Raw genomic sequence first — 16,852 nt, 5'->3', positions numbered from 1 at the left:
GCTTGCATATAACTATCCAGCGAGACATGGCGTCATTCAGAGCGCCAGTTCAGGAAGGGGAGCGACTTCAAGGATGAAGCGACAGTATTGGATGTCGCGGCTGGCCAGCCTCTGGCTGGGGCTGCCGCTGCTGCTGGGGGCGATCTGCTTCAGCAGCAACAGTCACGCCAGCTGGGATCAGGATCTCTATCGTCAGCTGGGTCTGGCGGGCAAGCTGGACAAGCGGGTGTTCCGCAAGGCCCTGCAGGGCTATCAAGATGTGCGCCACAAGCGCAAACCCATACTCACCATCATCGACTACAGCAAACCCTCGACCATGCGCCGCCTCTTCGTCATCGACGTGAAGCGCCACAAGCTGCTCTACCACACCTGGGTCAGCCACGGTCGCAATTCGGGAGAGCTGGCGGCGCGCCAGTTCTCCAACCAAATGAATTCCCGGCAGAGTTCCCTCGGGGTCTATCGCACCGCCGAAACCTACCAGGGCAAGCACGGCTACTCCCTGCGCCTGGACGGACTCAGTCCCGGCAAGAACAGCAATGCCCGCAAGCGCGCCATCGTGGTGCACGGGGCTGACTACGCGAGCCCGAGACACCTGCAAAAATATGACAAGCTGGGCCGCAGCTGGGGTTGCCCGGCCCTGCCGCGAGAGCAGTCCAGGGCCATCATAGACACCATCAAGGGGGGCAGCGTCATCTATGCCCACGGCTGAGGGGGCATAGAGAGCAAAAAGGCCAGCATGGGCTGGCCTTGTGGTCGGGGGTTGGGGTTACTTGCGCACCACCAGCACGGGGCAGGGGGCGTGGCGCACCACGGATTCCGCCACGCTGCCCACCAGCAGGTGGCTGATGCCGGAGCGACCGTGGCTGCCCATGACCAGCAGATCCACCTTGTCTTCCTTCGCCTGGATCACTATCTCGTCGGCGGCGCGGCCGAAGCGCACCTCGAACTTGGCTGGGATGGGCAGGCTGGCGACCAGCTCCTTGAGCTGGCTCTTGGCCTGACGCTCCATCTCGTGGGTGATCTCGATGGCGGTCATGTGCAGGATCTTGTAGCTGTCGAAACCGTGCAGCTGATCCACCACGTGGACCAGCTTGAGCTCGGCCTGATGGCTCTGGGCCATGAAGACGGCGTAGTCGAGCACGGCCTTGGACATCTCGGAAAAATCGACGGGACAGAGCAGGGATTTGATGGTTGGCATGAGAAGGCTCCCCTCAGTTAGGTCACTAATGAATCTTATGGTTCATGATACCGATCGAGGGGGCAATAACCCTCGACCCGCTCGCAAAATCGGGAAAAATGTCACCGGGCACGCTGGCTTTCTATGCTATCAGTATGCCTGAACGGACCGCTTGGCGATGAGCGCCTGCCGACGGTCATACCACTGAGGAAACCCATGGTTCGTCTTTTTCTGTTCTGCTGCCTGCTGCTCATCTGGCCCGTGCGGGCGGATACCCTGCATGTCTATTGCGATGACTGGCCCGGCTTCTGCCAGCAGGATGGCGAAGGTGTCTATCTGGACATAGTGCGCGCCATCTATGAGCCCGAGGGCTATGTGGTGCGCCCGCACCTGGTCCCTTACAAGCGGGCGCTGGCGGTGGTGTCCCAGAAGGCGGGGGACATGGCGATGGGGGTCTATCGGGGAGAGGTGAAAGGCACCCATCAGCCGGATTACCCCGACTCGGCGGACTACGTGAGCGTGGTGATGCAGAAGCGCTGGTTGCCGCACTGGGACGGCGAGCAGAGCCTCAAGGAGCAGGAGGTACTCTGGCTGCGGGGCTGGGCCTTTGACAAGTTCATCCCGGTGCCCATGCGCTGGTTCGAGATAGACAGCCATGAGATGGCGCTGCAATTGCTGCTCAAGGGGCGCTATCGCTACTACCTGACCGACGGTGCCCTCTACCCCAGGGACGCCCTCCCGCCCGAGCTGGCACAGGTGTTCCTGCGCTGGATCCCGACCTACCCCATCTTCGTCGACAACGAGAAGGGCAGGCAGCTGCACGGGCTCTGGGATCCCGGCATGCGCACCCTGATAAGGGAGGGGACACTGGCACGTATCTATCGGGAAAACCGGCTCTACGACGACTACCTGGACTTTATCAGGGAGCAGGAGGCCAAGGTGCGCAGGGAGGCGCCATCACAGGATTGAGGCGGCCTGCTGGCCACCTGGATCATCTTCTTGCTTGGCCTTCAGCCTTCAGCATCTTGGCCAGCCGATCGTAGAGGATGACATTGACCGAAGCCGCGAGGTTCATGCAACCCTGAGGTGTGGTTACGTAGAACACCTGCTGCTTACTTGGCACGCAGCTGCTTGGCCAGCCGGTCGTAGAGGATCACATTGACCGAGGCGGCGAGGTTCATGCAACCCTGAGTCGGTACATAGATCACCTCCTTCACCGCCGCGAAGCGGGCGGGCTCCAGGGTGCCATCCTCAGGGCCGAAGATGTAGAAGGCCCGCGCGGGGTGCTCGTAGTCCGGCAGGGAGGTGGCTCCCTCGATGAGATCCACCAGCACAGGGGTGCAGCCCTCGGGGACGAAGTCCAGCAGATCCTCGACCCCGAGCAGGGGGATCTTCTCCACCATCTGCTTGGTGTCGGTGGCAAAACGCCGTGCCAGCTCGAAGCGCTGACCCGTGTAGTAGACCTCTTTTGCCCCGTAGCAGCCGGCGGCCCGCATCACGGCCCCCACGTTCTCCGGTGACTTGGGATTGACCAGCCCGATGGCGCAATACCCGGGGGCCGCATCCGGCCGTGCATCGACCTGCTGCGCGGCGTCGTAACCTGACTCTTTCATCTCGTTCTCCTCTGTGGCGGCGCATTATACCCCCGGTGCGCCCCTTGCCCAGCCTGTGGTGCCGACTCCCGTCCGGCGGGCCCAACAAGGGAGCAGTTGCACCGCCCTGGCGCAGCCCTGCCCCCTGGGGCCCAATGGCGGCGCACCTTGCATCCTGGCGCGGGGTTTGCAGTCCCTCCCCCATACAAGATGATCCAGGCTCATCCGGACAAAGGCGTCCGTCCCCGCAGGGGGGCGGACGCTTTTTTTATGGGCCTGCCATCAAACGGGACAAGGGGCGGCCCTCGGGGGCTGCCGGTGACAAGGAGCGAGGGAATGAAGACCACCTGTGCCTATTGTGGAGTGGGGTGTGGCATCCGGCTGAGCCGGGAGGGGGATGATTGGCAGTTGCAGGGGGATGAAGAGCATCCGGCCAACGCGGGCGCCCTCTGCGTCAAGGGGGCCAGCCTGCTGGAGAGCCTGGCCTTCCCCGATCGCCTGCTCTATCCGCGCTGGCTGGGGCAGCGCATCGGTTGGGAGGAGGCCCTGGACACTCTGGCGGAGCGCCTTGCCGCCATCATGGTGGAGTCAGGGCCCGAGGCCATCGGCATCTATCTGTCTGGCCAGCTCACCACCGAGGATTACTACGTCGCCAACAAGCTGATGAAGGGGTATCTCGGCAGTGCCAACGTGGACACCAACTCCCGGCTCTGCATGTCGTCGGCGGTGGTGGCCCACCAGCGCGCCTTCGGGGAGGATCTGGTGCCCGCCTGCTACGAGGATCTGGAGCTCGCGGATCTGGTGGTGCTGACCGGTGCCAACACCGCCTGGACCCACCCCGTGCTGTTTCGCCGCCTGCAGCAGGCGCGGGCGCGCCGCCCCGAGCTCAGGCTGGTGGTGCTGGATCCCCGCCGCACCATGACGGCGGAGCAGGGGGATCTGCATCTGGCCCTCAAGCCCGGCAGCGACGTGGCGCTCTGGAACGGTCTGTGCCGTTACCTGCTCGACAGCGACGGCTGGGACCAGGCCTATGTGGCGCAACATGTGAGCGGCTTCGAGGCGCTGGCGGCGGCGCTGGACGACCCCGCCTGGCAACTGGACGAGGTGGCCCGCAGCTGCGGCCTCTCCCGCAGCGATCTGCTCGGCTTCTACCAGCTGTTTGCCCGCACCCCCAGGACGGTCACCCTGTTCTGCCAGGGGATCAACCAGTCCAACCAGGGGGTGGACAAGGCCAACGCCATCATCAACGCCCACTTGCTGTGCGGCCGCATCGGCAAGCCGGGGGCGGCCCCCTTCTCCATGACGGGGCAACCCAACGCCATGGGGGGGCGCGAGGTGGGGGGGCTCGCGACCCAGCTCGCCGCCCACATGGGCTTTGGCGAGGCCGAGTGCGATCGGGTGCAGCGCTTCTGGGGAAGCCCGACCATGGTGCGCGGACCGGGGCACAAGGCGGTCGAGTTGTTCGAGGCGGTGCACAGGGGGGAGATCCGCGCCCTCTGGGTGCTCGGCACCAACCCGGCGGTCTCCCTGCCGGACGGCAACCGGGTGCGCGAGGCCCTGAGCCGCTGCGAGCTGCTGGTGGTCTCCGAGGTGACGGCCAACACCGACACGGCACGCCTCGCCCACCTGCTGCTGCCCGCCGCCGCCTGGGGGGAGAAGAGCGGCACAGTCACCAACTCCGAGCGCACCATCAGCCGCCAGCGCGCCTTCCTGCCCCTGCCGGGGGAGGCCAGGCCCGACTGGTGGGCGCTGACCCGGCTCGCCCGCCGGCTCGGCTTTGGCGAGGGGTTCGCCTATGAGCACGAACACGAGATCTTCTGCGAGCATGCCGCCCTCTCCGGGTTTGAAAACGACGGGGCCCGCCAGTTCGACATCTCGGGGCTGGCCCGCCTCAGCCGCGCCGAATTCGAGGCGCTGGAACCCTTGAGCTGGCCCGTCAACGCCGACTGGCCCCGGGGCCGTGCCCGCTTGTTCGAGGACGGGCGCTTCGCCACTCCGGATGGCCGGGCCCGCCTGCTGCCCCTGGCCCAGCACTTCCCCCCTCAGCCCGAGGCCGGGCCAGGGGAGGATCTCCCCCTGCTCCTCAACAGCGGCCGGCTGCGGGATCAGTGGCACACCATGACCCGCACCGGCCACGTGCCCAGGTTGCAGGAGGCCGAGCCCTGGCCCAGGGTGCGGGTGGGGGCCGCCAGCCTGCTGGCGCTCGGTGCCAGGGAGGGGGATCTGGTGCGCCTTCACAACGAGCTCGGCGAGGCCCTGCTGCTGGTGGGGCTGGACGAGGGGCTCAGGGAGGGGGAGGCCTTCCTGCCCATGCACTGGACCGACAGCCAGTGCAGCCAGGGGGCGGTCAACCGCCTCATCGCCGCCGTGGTGGATCCCCTCTCCGGCCAGCCCATGTTCAAGCAGGGGCGGGTGCAGGCGAGGGCGCAGGCCACCCGCTGGCAGGGGCTCTGGTGCGGCCGCCATGACTGGCGCGAGCCGGTGGACTGGTGGGCCAGGCGCCCCCTGCCCGAGGGCAACTGCACCCTGCTGGCCTCCTGGTCAGAGGCCCCCGAACTCCTGTGGCAGCGGCTGGCAACCCAGGGGCGCTGGCTGCGGCTGCCCCTGAAGGAGGGCTGGCTTGCCCTGGCCCTGGCCGGGGATCGCATCGAGGGCATCTTGCTGGTGGGGGAGCGGCGTCCTGACATCAAGGTCGATCTGCTGGCCAGCCTGCTCGGCACGCCGCTGCAGGCGGGGGCCCTGAGCCAGACCCTGAGCCTGGCGCTGGCCGGGGAGAGCCGGCTGGTCTGCTCCTGCCTGCGGGTGTCGGAGCAGCGCATCGTCGATGCCATCACCCGGCAGGGGGTGAGCGAGCTGGCGGGGCTGCAGGCCCTGCTCGGCTGCGGCAGCAACTGCGGTACCTGCCTGCCCGAGATCGACAAGCTGTTGATCAAGCATGTCTATATCGCCCAGGCCTGAGACCTGGGCAGCAACACAAGGAGTGTGCGATGAGCCAAATCAGTCTGGTGGGAGCGGGCCCCGGGCCCCTCGAATTGTTGACCCTGCGCGCCCTGCACCGCATAGAGGCGGCAGAGGTGGTGGTCTATGACCGCCTGGTGGGGAGCGAGATCCTGGCCCGGATCCCCCAGGGGGCTGCCCGCTTCGACGTGGGCAAGCGCTGCGGCGAGCCGAGCCCGACCCAGGAGGAGATCAACGCCCTGCTGCTGGCCCTGGCCCGCACCGGCAAGCGGGTGGTGCGCCTCAAGGGGGGGGATCCCCTGGTGTTCGGCCGGGGCGGGGAGGAGGCGCTGCACCTGGCCCGCCACGGCATAGAGGCCGAGTTGGTGCCCGGCATCACGGCGGCCCTGGGCTGCGCCGCCAGCACCCTGATCCCCCTGACCCACAGGGGATTGGCCCGCTCCCTGACCCTGGTGACGGGCCACCTGATGGACGAGGGGGACTATAGAGGCTGGCAGGGGCTGACCCGGGCCGGTCACACCCTGGTGTTCTACATGGGGCTGGAGCGGGCGGCCCAGATCCGGCAGGGGCTGCTGGCGGCGGGGGCATCCGGGGATCTGCCGGTGGCCCTGGTGGTGGCCGGGTGCAGTGCGCGCCAGCAGGTCCATCACGCCAGGCTGGAGGGACTGGAGCAGGCCGCCCGTACCCTGCTCGGCCAGAGCCCCGTGCTGATGATCATGGGGGAGGTGGTGAACCTTGGCGCCGAGCTGCAGGCCCTGCTGAACCAGACCATGGAGCGGGTGGCCTGAGCCGGTTTTCCCCTCTACCCCCACTACCTCCTGATGGATAAAAAGGAGGTAGATTCAAATAGTTGGCCTTCATGTTGCGGCATTTTCGGCAGACACGTTGCGATAGCCGTTGGCAAGGAGCGCCATGACTACTCTTCCCCGGGGCCAGGACGGCCCCCCCTCCCGCCTGCTGATCCACGCCGATGATCCGGGCCAGGCCAATCGCCTGGCCCTGCTGGTCAGCCACTACGGCCATCAGCCCAGGATACTCGACACCCGCCAGCTGCTGACCCCGATGGAGCAGGGGGACGCCCTGCTGGTCAGTTGCCGCCAGTTCGGCGCCGAGGTGCGCCTCGGCCTCTCCCTCTGGCCTGACGTGCCGCGCCTGCTGTTCTGCGAGCGGCTGGGGGGCGACACCCAGCTCGCCCTGTTGCAGCAGGGGGTGCTGCTGGTGCCTCATCCTTGCGGCGAGCGGGAGCCGGTGGAGCAGTGGCTGCGCCTCGCCCGCAGCCAGCTCGCCATGGTGCAGGCCCTGATGCAGACCGAGAGCGAGCTGCGCCAGAAGCTGGAGGAGCGGCGGCTCATCGAGCAGGCCAAGGGGCGCCTGATGCGCCATCAGGGGCTGGACGAGGAGCAGGCCTATCGCCTGATGCGCAGCACCGCCATGAGCCGCCACCTGAGCCTGGGGGAGCTGGCACGGCAACTGCTGCAGGCATTGCCCGCCTGAGCGCCCCGCTGGCAAACCGTTTTGGTGCAATTGCGCCTAATTGAGGCAAGTTGGGGACAAAAGCAGGAAGACAAAGGCCGGAAAGGGCCGCCCGATGCGACTTGGACGAGCTGGCACGGAAAGTGAATAACAAAATAACAAGAAGACGAGTGCAATGAAGTGAAGAGACGCAGTGAGGGGCCAGATCGGTCACCTCGCTGCAACAGGGCAAAGAGGCCCCACCGATCCCGGATCGGTGGGGCTTTTTTTTGGTCGCAACACGCTGTCCGGGTCGCAGCGCTGCAACGAGGCAGCACAGCGATCCCCCCGACGGCCTGGCGCGCACGCCCAGACCCTGAACCGAGTGAGGAGATGCAATGAAGGGACGACAAGGATTTGCGGGGCTGCTGCTGGCGGCGCTGTCGCTGCCGGTGCTGGCGGCTGTGGGTGCCCCCGAGCAGGAGGAGCTCAGGCTCGGCTTCATCAAGCTGACCGACATGGCGCCGCTGGCGGTGGCCTACGAGCGGGGCTACTTCGAGGACGAGGGGCTCTACGTGACCCTGGAAGCCCAGGCGAACTGGAAGATCCTGCTGGATCGGGTGATAGACGGCGAGCTGGACGGCGCCCAGATGCTGGCGGGCCAGCCCCTGGCGGCCCACATCGGCATCGGCACCCAGGCCGAGCTGGTGACGGCCTTTGCCATGGATCTCAACGGCAACGCCATCACGGTGGCCAACAGCGTCTGGGCCGCCATGGCGCCCCAGCTGCCCAAGGCGAAGGCGGGCCAGGTGCCGCCCCCGGTGAGCGCCGCCGCCCTCAAGCCCGTGGTGGCGGACTACCGCCAGGGGGGCAAGCCATTCAACATGGGGATGGTGTTCCCCGTCTCCCCCCACAACTACGAGCTGAGGTACTGGCTGGCGGCGGGCGGCCTGCACCCCGGCTTCTATGCCCCCAAGCTCGGGGACAACTCGGGCCAGCGTCAGGCGGAGGTGCTGCTGTCGGTGACGCCGCCGCCCCAGATGCCCGCCACCCTGGAGGCGGGCACCATCGCCGGCTACAGCGTGGGTGAGCCCTGGAACCAGCAGGCGGTCGCCAGGGGCATAGGGGTGCCCGTCATCACGGATCAGGAGATCTGGCGCAACAACCCGGAGAAGGTGTTCGGTGTCACCCGGCAGTGGGCGGAGCGCCACCCCAACACCCATGTGCGGCTGGTGAAGGCGCTGCTGCGGGCGGCCTGGTGGCTGGATGCAGAAGAGAACGGCAACCGGCGCGAGGCGGCCAAACTCTTGGCAAAACCCGAGTACGTGGGGGCCGACGAGGCGGTGATCGCCAGCTCCATGACCGGCACCTTCGAGTACGCCAGGGGGGACAAGCGCCAGCTGCCTGACTTCAACGTCTTCTTCCGCCACCACGCCACCTATCCCTACTACTCCGACGCCATCTGGTATCTGACCCAGATGCGGCGCTGGGGCCAGATCCCCGAGGCCAGGCCGGACGCCTGGTTCGAGCAGGTGGCCAAGGCGGTCTATCAACCGGACGTCTATCGCCAGGCCGCCGAGGCGCTGATCGCCGAGGGCAAGCTCAAGGCCACGGACTTCCCGGATTTTGCCAGCGAGCAGGGCTATCGCGGCCCCCAGGATGGCTTCATCGACGGCCTCATCTACGACGGCCGCCACCCCAACGCCTATCTGCAGCAGTTCGCCATCGGCCTCAAGGGCGATGAGCGGGTGCAATGAGCGAGGAGAGCGCAATGAAACAACTTCAGTGGAAAATCATTGATTGGAAAACCCTGGTGCAGCCCCTGCTCGGCGTGCTGCTGTTCCTCGGCCTCTGGCAGTGGGGGGCGAGCCAGGTGCAGACCAGTCTGGGCACCCTGCCCGGGCCGCTCGCCACCGCCAGCCAGCTCTGGTCCCTCGGCCAGGAGCATCTGGCTGAGCGGGAGAAGGCGAGCGCCTTCCTCGAACGCCAGCAGGTTCGCAACGCGGCAAGGCTGGCGGCGGATCCGGCGGCCGAGGTGAAGCTGCGTCCCTACACAGGGCGCCCCACCTTCTTCGATCAGATAGCCACCAGCCTGCTCACCGTGCTGTGCGGCTTTGGGCTCGCGACCCTGATCGCCATCCCGTGCGGGGTGCTGCTTGGCATGAACCAGGGGCTCTATCGCGCCGCCAATCCGGTGATCCAGCTGCTCAAGCCGGTGTCGCCGCTGGCCTGGCTGCCCCTCATCACGCTAGTGGTGAGCGCCCTCTACGCAAACCCGAGCCCCTGGCTCGCCAAGTCCTTCCTCACCTCGGCCCTGACGGTGACCCTCTGCTCCCTCTGGCCGACCCTGATCAACACCGCGGTGGGGGTGGCGGGGCTGGATGGGGATCTGCACAACGTCAGCCGGGTGCTGCGCCTCTCCTTTGTGACCCATGTGCGGCGCATCGTGCTGCCCGGGGCCCTGCCCATGATCTTCACCGGGCTGCGGCTCTCCCTGGGGGTGGCCTGGATGGTGCTGATCGCGGCGGAGATGCTGGCCCAGAACCCGGGGCTCGGCAAGTTCGTGTGGGACGAGTTCCAGAGCGGCGGCTCGGCCTCCCTGGCCCGCATCATGGTGGCGGTGATCACCATAGGCCTCATCGGCTGCGCCCTGGACAGGGGCATGCTGGCCCTGCAGCAGTGGTTGTCGTGGGACAAGCGCCAGGTACTGCGCTAACGACGCTGCGAGAAAACCCGGGCAGTACAGGCCCTGCAGCAGTGGTTGGGACAAGCGCCAGGTGCTGCGTTAATCACATTCCTATTCAGGCAGGAGAAGAGCCAATGAAGAGTTATCTGGAGATAAGCGACGTCGGCATCTCGTTCGAGACGGAGCAGGGCAGCTTCGAGGCCCTCAGCCGGGTCAACCTGCGCATCGAGAAGGGGGAGTTCGTCTCCCTCATCGGCCACTCGGGCTGCGGCAAGAGCACCGTCCTCAACCTGGTGGCCGGGCTGCTGGAGCCGACCCTCGGCGGCATCATCCTCGATGGCCGCGAGGTGGCGGGACCGGGGCCGGAGCGGGCCATGGTGTTCCAGAACCACGCCCTGCTGCCCTGGCTCAGCGTCCAGCAGAACGTGGCGCTGGCGGTGGCCCAGGTGGAGTCTGACAAGCGGGCGGTGGCGGAGCGGGTGGACTACTACCTCTCCCTGGTGCAGATGGATCACGCCAGCCAGAAGATGCCCCACGAGCTGTCGGGGGGCATGAAGCAGCGGGTCGGCATCGCCCGAGCGCTCTCGCTCTCCCCCAAGGTGCTGCTGATGGACGAGCCGTTCGGCGCCCTCGATGCCCTGACCCGGGCCCATCTGCAGGATGCCCTGATGGCGATCCAGGCGGAGCTTGGCAACACCGTCATCATGATCACCCACGACGTGGACGAGGCGGTGCTGCTCTCCGATCGCATCTGCATGATGACCAACGGCCCCAGCGCCACCGTCGGGGAGATCCTAACCGTGGACCTGCCGAGGCCCAGAGACAGGGTCGCCCTGGCGGATGACCCCCACTACCACAAGCTGCGCCAGCAGGTGCTGCGCTTCCTCTACGAGAAGCAGCGCAAGGTGACCCCCCTCAAGGCGGCCGAGAAAGTGCGCAGCAAGCTGCGCGCCTGAGCCCACCGGATTCAAGGAAGAGAGACATGACTGACAAAGAGCAACAGTGGGTGATCGGCGACGGCGTGGATCTGAACGATCGCCAGAGCGCTGGATCCGCCAAACAGACCGCAAAGCAACGGCTGCTGGTGGTGGGCAACGGCATGGTGGGCCATCACTTCGTCGAGCAACTGGTGGCGGCGGGTGGCCTCGACCGGTTCGAGGTGACCGTGTTCGGGGCCGAGCCGGACTCCGCCTACGACAGGGTGCACCTCTCCGAGGTGTTTGGCGGCAAGGCCCCGGAGGCGCTGCGCATGGCGGATCCCGCCTGGTATGAAGAGAGCGGTATAACGCTGCGGCTGGGGGCCGAGGTGGAGGTGCTCGACCGGGCCGCCCGCACCCTGACCCTGGCCAACGGCGAGCAGTTCCCTTACGACCGTCTGGTGCTGGCGACCGGCTCGGTCCCCTTCGTGCCCCCCATCCCCGGCCATCAGCGGGAGGGGTGCTTCGTCTACCGCACTCTGGGGGATCTCGCCGCCATCCGCGATGCCTGCGCCCAGGCCCGCAGCGGCGTGGTCATAGGTGGCGGCCTGCTGGGGCTGGAGGCGGCCAACGCCCTGCGGCTGCTCGGGCTCAAGACCCAGGTGGTGGAGTTCGCCCCCAGGCTGATGCCGGTGCAGCTCGACGAGAGCGGTGGCGCCGTGCTGCGAGACAAGATCCAGGCCCTCGGGGTCGAGGTGCTGGTGGAGAAGGCCACCGAGTGCATAGAGCAGGGGGAGCAGGCCCGCCATCGTCTGTGTTTCAAGGACGGCACCCACCTTGAGACCGACGTCCTGCTCTTCTCGGCGGGCATCCGCCCCGCCGACACCCTGGCGCGGCATTCCGGGCTGGCGGTCGGGGAGCGCGGCGGCATCTGCATCGACGACGGCTGCCACAGCTCGGATCCCGCCATCCTCGCCATCGGCGAGTGCGCGCTCTGGCAGGGGCGCATCTTCGGCCTGGTGGCCCCCGGCTACCAGATGGCCCGGGCCGCCGTGGCCAGCCTGTGCGGCGGCGACACCCGCTTTGTCGGGGCAGACATGTCCACCAAGCTCAAGCTGATGGGGGTGGACGTGGGCTCCATCGGCGATGCCCACGCCAGCACCGCCGGTGCCCAGGAGCTGCTGCTGCTGGACAGGGTCAAGGGCATCTACAAGAAGCTGGTGACCGACGTCGAGGGGAGCCGCCTGCTTGGCGCCATCCTGGTGGGGGACGGCAGTGATTATGAGCGGCTGCTGCAGTACTACCAGAACGGGGTGGCGCTGCCCCAGCCGCCGCTCTCCCTGCTGGTGGGGGAGGCAGGCGCCGCCCCCGCGCCCCTGGTGCTGCCGGACAGCGCCATCCTCTGCTCCTGCCACAACGTCAGCAAGGGGGAGGTGGTGGCCGCCGTTCGGGCGGGCAACCACGAGCTGTCGGCGGTGAAGAGCTGCACCAGGGCGGGTACCGGCTGCGGCGGTTGCAGCAACCTGCTCAAGCAGGTGGTGGATCAGACCCTGGCGGACCTCGGTGTGGAGGCGGACAAGGGGTTGTGCGAGCACTTCGCCTACGGCCGTCAGGAGCTCTACCACCTGGCCCGGGTCGGCGAGCTGAAGAGCTTCGAGGCGCTGCGGGACAAGCACGGCCAGGGGCTGGGGTGCGACATCTGCAAGCCGACGGTCGCCTCCATCCTGGCGTCGCTGTGGAACGAGCACGTGCTGGAAAAGCCCCATCGCGGGTTGCAGGACACCAACGACGCCTTCCTCGCGAACCTGCAAAAGGACGGCACCTACTCGGTGGTGCCGCGCATTCCGGGGGGGGAGATCACCCCGGACGGCCTCATCACCATCGGGGAGGTGGCGCGCAAGTACGGCCTCTACACCAAGATCACCGGCGGCCAGCGCATCGATCTGTTCGGTGCCCGGGTCGACCAGCTGCCCGCCATCTGGGGCGAGCTGGTGGCGGCGGGGTTCGAGACCGGTCAGGCCTACGGCAAGTCGGTGCGCACCGTGAAGTCCTGCGTCGGCTCCACCTGGTGTCGCTATGGGGTGCAGGACTCCATGACCCTGACCCAGACCCTGGAGCACCGCTACAAGGGGCTGCGGGCGCCCCACAAGCTGAAGTTTGCGGTCTCCGGCTGCACCCGGGAGTGCGCCGAGGCCCAGAGCAAGGACATCGGCGTCATCGCCACCGAGCGGGGCTGGAACCTCTATGTGTGCGGCAACGGCGGCATGCGGCCGCGCCACGCCGACCTGTTCGCCACCGACCTCGACGAGCAGACCCTGATCCGCTACATCGACCGGCTGCTGATGTTCTATGTGCGCACCGGGGACAGGCTGCAGCGCACCTCGGTCTGGATGGAGAACATGGAAGGGGGGCTCGACTACCTCAGGTCGGTGATCATCGAGGACAGGCTCGGCATCGGGGACGAGCTGGAGGCCATGATGGGAGAGATAGTCGGCACCTGGCAGTGCGAGTGGAAGAGCACATTGGCGGATCCGGACAAGCTCAAGCTGTTCGAGGCCTTCGTCAACCGGCCCGAGGGCGAGACGCCGCCGCGCCGTGAGGAGCGGGGGCAATGGGTGCCGGATATCTCTATCAAGGAGGTGGTATGAGCGACACAAAAGAAGAGACCTTGCAGTCAGCGACCGGGGCCTGGCATAGGGTGTGCGAGCTGGCGGCGCTGCCGGAGCAGGCCGGGCGCAGCGCCTGGCTGAATGGGCGGGTGCTGGCACTGTTTCGCCTCGGGGAGCATGTCTATGCCCTGGACGGGGTGGATCCCCTGGCCGGGGTGGCGGTGCTGGGGCGCGGCCTGGTGGGGGACGCAGGGGGCGAGCCCGTGGTCGCCTCGCCCCTCTACAAGCAGCGCTACGCCCTGATGGACGGTCGCTGCCTGGACGATCCGGCCCTGAGCGTCGCCTGCTGGCCGGTGCGCCTGGAGGGGAGCGAGGTCTGGGTACAGCTGGGTTGAGTGGCATCATCTGAAAACCATGTTTTGATCGCCGGGCACTGCCCGGTGATTTTTTGTGGCTGACCCGACATTTCTTGCACGAGAGGATGACGGGAAAACGTTTTTCGGAAATAATGGACAAACGTTTGTAACTGGATGTTTGTCTATGACGGAACGTGAACAGGAGATCCTCGCCCTGCTGCGCCAGGATCCCATGATTGCCCAGCAGGAGCTGGCAGACAGGCTGGGTATCAGCCGCTCGGCGCTGGCGAGCCACATCTCCAGCCTGATGCGCCAGGGCTATGTGCAGGGGCGAGGCTATGTGCTGCGCGAAGGCCCCTACGCCGTGGTGATCGGCGGCGCCAACATGGATATCTGCGGCTGCAGCCACGACAACCTGCGCATCGGCGACTCCAACCCGGGTCGGGTGCGCACCTCCGCCGGCGGGGTGGGGCGCAACATCGCCGAGAACCTGGCGCGGCTCGGCACCGACACCCGGCTGCTGACCGCAGTGGGCAACGATCAGTACGGCCATCACCTGCTGGAGGTGAGCCAGCGCGCCGGGGTCGACGTGCGCCAGGTGCTGGTGCTGGAGGGGCAGGCCACCTCCTGCTACCTCAGCCTGCACGATGGCAGCGGCGAGATGAGCTGCGCCGTCAACGACATGGGCATCATAGACGAGCTGACTCCGGCCAGGCTCACCCCCTTGAGCGGTTTTCTGCAGGCGGCGCGGCTCTGGGTGCTCGACACCAACCTCGCCACCCACACCCTCGACTGGCTGTTCGAGCGCCAGGGTGAGCACATCATCTTCGTCGACACCGTCTCTGTGGCCAAGGTGGAGAAGATCCGCCCCTGGCTGCACCGCATCCACACCCTCAAGCCGAACCGCACCGAGGCGGAGCAGCTGTGCGGCTTCCGCATCGCCGGTCCCGACACCTGGCCCATGGCGGCGGCCTGGTTCCACCGCGCCGGGGTGCAGCGGTTGTTCCTGAGCCTCGGCGATCAGGGGATCTTCTACAGCGACGGGGCGTGCCAGGGCCATCTGCCCGTGCTCGGCAGCCCTGTCGTCAACGTGACCGGCGGCGGCGATGCCTTCATGGCAGGGCTGGCCCACGCCTGGTTGCTGGAGCAGGGCATCATGGAGGCGACCCGGTTCGCCCTCGGCTGCGCCGCCCTCACCGTCAATTGTTCCGATACCGTCTTTTCCGGCCTATCCAAGGCCGCCGTTGAACGCATGCTGGAGGAGTACCCATGTTGAACGCTTACCTTGATATCCAACCGGTCGTCGCCGAAGCCCTGGCCGCCGGCAAACCCGTCGTTGCCCTGGAGTCCACCATCATCTCCCACGGCATGCCCTATCCGCAGAACGTGGAGACGGCGCGCCAGGTGGAGCAGGTGGTGCGGGACAACGGCGCCGTGCCGGCCACCATCGCCATCATCGATGGCCGCCTCAAGGTGGGTCTGGATGAGGGGGCCCTGGAGGCGCTGGGCCGTGCCGGTCATGCCGCCACCAAGTGCAGCCGTCGCGACATCCCCTTCGTGCTGGCCAACAAGGGTCTGGGGGCGACCACGGTCGCGTCCACCATGATCATCGCCGCCATGGCGGGGATCCGGGTGTTCGCCACCGGCGGCATCGGCGGCGTGCACCGCGGCGCCCAGGAGACCTTCGACATCTCCGCCGACCTGCAGGAGTTTGCCCAGACCCCGGTGGCCGTGGTCTGTGCCGGCGCCAAGTCCATCCTCGACATCGGTCTGACCCTGGAGTACCTGGAGACCCAGGGGGTGCCGGTCATCGGCTACCAGACCGAGGAACTGCCCGCCTTCTACACCCGGGAGAGCGGCTTCAAGGTGGATTACCGCCTCGACACCCCGGCGGCGATCGCGCAGGCGCTGCGTCTCAAGTGGGAGCTGGGGCTGGCCGGTGGCGCCGTGGTGGCGAACCCCATCCCGACCGAGTTTGCCATGCCGAAGGCGGACATAGACGCTGCCATTGCCCAGGCATTGCGTGAGGCGGACGAGCAGGGGGTCAAGGGCAAGGAGTCCACCCCCTTCCTGTTGGCCCGGGTGTGTGAGCTGACCGGCGGCAACTCCCTGGCGGCGAACATCCAGCTGGTGCTCAACAACGCGGCTCTGGGGGCAAAGATTGCCGCCAGCCTGTAACGGTTGGCCCGGCTGTGCGAGCTGATCGGGGGTGACTCCCTGGCGGCGAACATCCAGCTGGTGCTGAATAACGCGGCCCTGGGGGCAAAGATTGCCGCCAGCCTGTAACGGCAGGTAGATGAATGCAAAAGAGGGCCTATTGGCCCTCTTTCTTATTGTGCAAATCGGTTACATAAAACCTTATTGCAGCACCTGGCGCCCGTTGAGAGGTTGGACTGGCCTGTTGTTGGGGTGGTGCATCACCGCCTTGAAGGCGTCGATCTGGGCCTGGCTCACCTGCACCGGCTGCTTCATCACCAGCCAGCGCACCCCTTCCGAGCAGGGCGGCGTGGTCAGGGAGCCGCTGAAGCGGTAGTAGTCGCGCTGGGCGGGCAGCAGTGGCTCCGCCGAGACCGCTTCCTTGAAGGCGTGGATCTCTCCCGCCTTGGCTGGCAGGGTTTGCCAGGCCTGGCTCAGGGCCGGGTTGGCGCTGCCCGGCTCGAACATCACCGCCACTACCGCCAGCTCCCCCTTGGCGTTGGCATGCACCAGGTGCCCCTCAAGCGGATAGGATCTGCCCTCGATGAGGTTTTCGCTGGGGGCGTGGAAGTGGAACTGCTTGAGCTCAAAGCGCATGCCATCGAGCTCCAGGCTGCTGCCGGGGGCATAGTTGACCTGCACCGTGTGGCCGTTGTTGACTAGCGTCTTGCCACCCGCCAGGTAGTGGAACTGCAACGGCGCCAGCTCGGCCTCCACCAGACCCGAGAGGTTGACCGGCGACTGGTTGCTGCCGGCGCACTGGCCATATTCCGGGGTCAGGCTGGCCCATTTCGCCGGGCCGGCCTCGCCGCTGTATTCCCAGTGCACTGTGGCAGCGAAGGCGGCGGGGCAGAGCAGCAGGGCGCCGGCCAGCAGGGACTTTTTCATCATATATCCTTATCTTGATTG

At 66.9% G+C, this 16,852-nt stretch carries 15 protein-coding genes and 1 pseudogene; 13 read left to right on the top strand and 3 right to left on the bottom strand.

Going from position 1 to position 16,852, the window contains the following annotated elements; genetic code table 11:
- Positions 1-73 precede the first annotated feature (73 nt).
- Complete coding sequence (locus AAHB08_RS12450) at positions 74-709, top strand: murein L,D-transpeptidase catalytic domain family protein (RefSeq protein WP_342059096.1); 636 nt, start codon at positions 74-76, stop codon at positions 707-709.
- 57 nt (positions 710-766) lie between these two features.
- On the opposite strand, the gene AAHB08_RS12445 is transcribed toward AAHB08_RS12450, so the two are convergent.
- Positions 767-1,198: a universal stress protein gene (locus AAHB08_RS12445; protein WP_025325966.1), complete on the bottom strand. Its 432-nt coding sequence runs from the start codon at positions 1,196-1,198 to the stop codon at positions 767-769.
- A gap of 195 nt (positions 1,199-1,393) precedes the next feature.
- Here AAHB08_RS12445 and AAHB08_RS12440 point away from each other — a divergent pair, with 195 nt between their 5' ends.
- Positions 1,394-2,146 (top strand): hypothetical protein, encoded by a 753-nt coding sequence (locus AAHB08_RS12440; protein ID WP_342059095.1) that lies wholly within the window; start codon positions 1,394-1,396, stop codon positions 2,144-2,146.
- A gap of 143 nt (positions 2,147-2,289) precedes the next feature.
- On the opposite strand, the gene AAHB08_RS12435 is transcribed toward AAHB08_RS12440, so the two are convergent.
- Entirely contained in the window at positions 2,290-2,790 is a 501-nt protein-coding gene (locus AAHB08_RS12435; protein WP_342059094.1) for an RNA methyltransferase, read from the bottom strand.
- Positions 2,791-3,105: 315 nt separating this feature from the next.
- Here AAHB08_RS12435 and AAHB08_RS12430 point away from each other — a divergent pair, with 315 nt between their 5' ends.
- From AAHB08_RS12430 to AAHB08_RS21155, 11 genes and pseudogenes are all read left to right on the top strand, one after another.
- Positions 3,106-5,727, top strand: a complete 2,622-nt coding sequence (locus AAHB08_RS12430; RefSeq protein ID WP_342059093.1) for a nitrate reductase — start codon at positions 3,106-3,108, stop codon at positions 5,725-5,727.
- A 29-nt stretch (positions 5,728-5,756) separates the two neighbouring features.
- Positions 5,757-6,515, top strand: coding sequence for a uroporphyrinogen-III C-methyltransferase (gene cobA / locus AAHB08_RS12425; protein WP_171273334.1), 759 nt, complete (start codon positions 5,757-5,759; stop codon positions 6,513-6,515).
- Between the two features lie 124 nt (positions 6,516-6,639).
- Complete coding sequence (locus tag AAHB08_RS12420; protein ID WP_342059092.1) at positions 6,640-7,221, top strand: ANTAR domain-containing response regulator; 582 nt, start codon at positions 6,640-6,642, stop codon at positions 7,219-7,221.
- 356 nt (positions 7,222-7,577) lie between these two features.
- Positions 7,578-8,936 carry a CmpA/NrtA family ABC transporter substrate-binding protein gene (locus AAHB08_RS12415; protein WP_342059091.1) on the top strand — a complete coding sequence of 453 codons (1,359 nt, stop codon included), beginning with the start codon at positions 7,578-7,580 and terminating at the stop codon, positions 8,934-8,936.
- A 14-nt stretch (positions 8,937-8,950) separates the two neighbouring features.
- A complete protein-coding gene (locus tag AAHB08_RS12410; RefSeq protein ID WP_342059090.1) occupies positions 8,951-9,895 on the top strand; it encodes an ABC transporter permease in 945 nt (314 codons plus the stop codon).
- A gap of 104 nt (positions 9,896-9,999) precedes the next feature.
- Positions 10,000-10,821, top strand: coding sequence for an ABC transporter ATP-binding protein (locus AAHB08_RS12405; RefSeq protein WP_139437223.1), 822 nt, complete (start codon positions 10,000-10,002; stop codon positions 10,819-10,821).
- A gap of 26 nt (positions 10,822-10,847) precedes the next feature.
- Positions 10,848-13,430, top strand: coding sequence for a nitrite reductase large subunit NirB (gene nirB, locus AAHB08_RS12400; protein ID WP_342059089.1), 2,583 nt, complete (start codon positions 10,848-10,850; stop codon positions 13,428-13,430).
- On the top strand, positions 13,427-13,786 hold the full coding sequence (nirD, locus tag AAHB08_RS12395; RefSeq protein WP_342059088.1) for a nitrite reductase small subunit NirD: 360 nt from the start codon (positions 13,427-13,429) through the stop codon (positions 13,784-13,786). Before nirB ends, nirD begins: the two co-directional genes overlap by 4 nt.
- Positions 13,787-13,931: 145 nt before the next feature.
- A complete protein-coding gene (locus AAHB08_RS12390) occupies positions 13,932-15,023 on the top strand; it encodes a PfkB family carbohydrate kinase (RefSeq protein WP_202046587.1) in 1,092 nt (363 codons plus the stop codon).
- The gene (locus AAHB08_RS12385) at positions 15,017-15,925 is read left to right on the top strand and encodes a pseudouridine-5'-phosphate glycosidase (protein WP_342059087.1); all 909 of its coding nucleotides are present in this window, start codon (positions 15,017-15,019) and stop codon (positions 15,923-15,925) included. The genes AAHB08_RS12390 and AAHB08_RS12385 overlap by 7 nt, the downstream gene beginning before the upstream one ends.
- A 3-nt stretch (positions 15,926-15,928) precedes the next feature.
- A pseudogene (locus AAHB08_RS21155) lies at positions 15,929-16,033 on the top strand (pseudouridine-5'-phosphate glycosidase); the annotation flags it as partial.
- A gap of 72 nt (positions 16,034-16,105) precedes the next feature.
- Here the strand turns inward: AAHB08_RS21155 and AAHB08_RS12380 are convergent.
- The gene (locus tag AAHB08_RS12380) at positions 16,106-16,831 is read right to left on the bottom strand and encodes a carbonic anhydrase (RefSeq protein WP_342059086.1); all 726 of its coding nucleotides are present in this window, start codon (positions 16,829-16,831) and stop codon (positions 16,106-16,108) included.
- Positions 16,832-16,852: the final 21 nt, after the last annotated feature.

It is taken from the genome of Aeromonas sp. OTU364, assembly GCF_038440395.1.
Classification (GTDB): Bacteria; Pseudomonadota; Gammaproteobacteria; order Enterobacterales; family Aeromonadaceae; genus Aeromonas.
The sequence above is the reverse complement of the archived record's forward strand: the minus strand, read 5'-3'. Positions and strand labels throughout refer to the sequence as shown.

Excerpts from the sequence above, each read along its gene's own strand:
- AAHB08_RS12450 (WP_342059096.1), top strand. The coding sequence starts at position 74 with ATGAAGCGACAGTATTGGATGTCGCGGCTGGCCAGCCTCTGGCTGGGG.
- nirD (WP_342059088.1), top strand. The coding sequence starts at position 13,427 with ATGAGCGACACAAAAGAAGAGACCTTGCAGTCAGCGACCGGGGCCTGG.
- AAHB08_RS12390 (WP_202046587.1), top strand. The coding sequence starts at position 13,932 with ATGACGGAACGTGAACAGGAGATCCTCGCCCTGCTGCGCCAGGATCCC.
- cobA (WP_171273334.1), top strand. The coding sequence starts at position 5,757 with ATGAGCCAAATCAGTCTGGTGGGAGCGGGCCCCGGGCCCCTCGAATTG.
- AAHB08_RS12430 (WP_342059093.1), top strand. The coding sequence starts at position 3,106 with ATGAAGACCACCTGTGCCTATTGTGGAGTGGGGTGTGGCATCCGGCTG.
- AAHB08_RS12405 (WP_139437223.1), top strand. The coding sequence starts at position 10,000 with ATGAAGAGTTATCTGGAGATAAGCGACGTCGGCATCTCGTTCGAGACG.
- AAHB08_RS12440 (WP_342059095.1), top strand. The coding sequence starts at position 1,394 with ATGGTTCGTCTTTTTCTGTTCTGCTGCCTGCTGCTCATCTGGCCCGTG.
- nirB (WP_342059089.1), top strand. The coding sequence starts at position 10,848 with ATGACTGACAAAGAGCAACAGTGGGTGATCGGCGACGGCGTGGATCTG.
- AAHB08_RS12415 (WP_342059091.1), top strand. The coding sequence starts at position 7,578 with ATGAAGGGACGACAAGGATTTGCGGGGCTGCTGCTGGCGGCGCTGTCG.
- AAHB08_RS12445 (WP_025325966.1), bottom strand. The coding sequence starts at position 1,198 with ATGCCAACCATCAAATCCCTGCTCTGTCCCGTCGATTTTTCCGAGATG.
- AAHB08_RS12380 (WP_342059086.1), bottom strand. The coding sequence starts at position 16,831 with ATGAAAAAGTCCCTGCTGGCCGGCGCCCTGCTGCTCTGCCCCGCCGCC.
- AAHB08_RS12385 (WP_342059087.1), top strand. The coding sequence starts at position 15,017 with ATGTTGAACGCTTACCTTGATATCCAACCGGTCGTCGCCGAAGCCCTG.
- AAHB08_RS12410 (WP_342059090.1), top strand. The coding sequence starts at position 8,951 with ATGAAACAACTTCAGTGGAAAATCATTGATTGGAAAACCCTGGTGCAG.
- AAHB08_RS12420 (WP_342059092.1), top strand. The coding sequence starts at position 6,640 with ATGACTACTCTTCCCCGGGGCCAGGACGGCCCCCCCTCCCGCCTGCTG.
- AAHB08_RS12435 (WP_342059094.1), bottom strand. The coding sequence starts at position 2,790 with ATGAAAGAGTCAGGTTACGACGCCGCGCAGCAGGTCGATGCACGGCCG.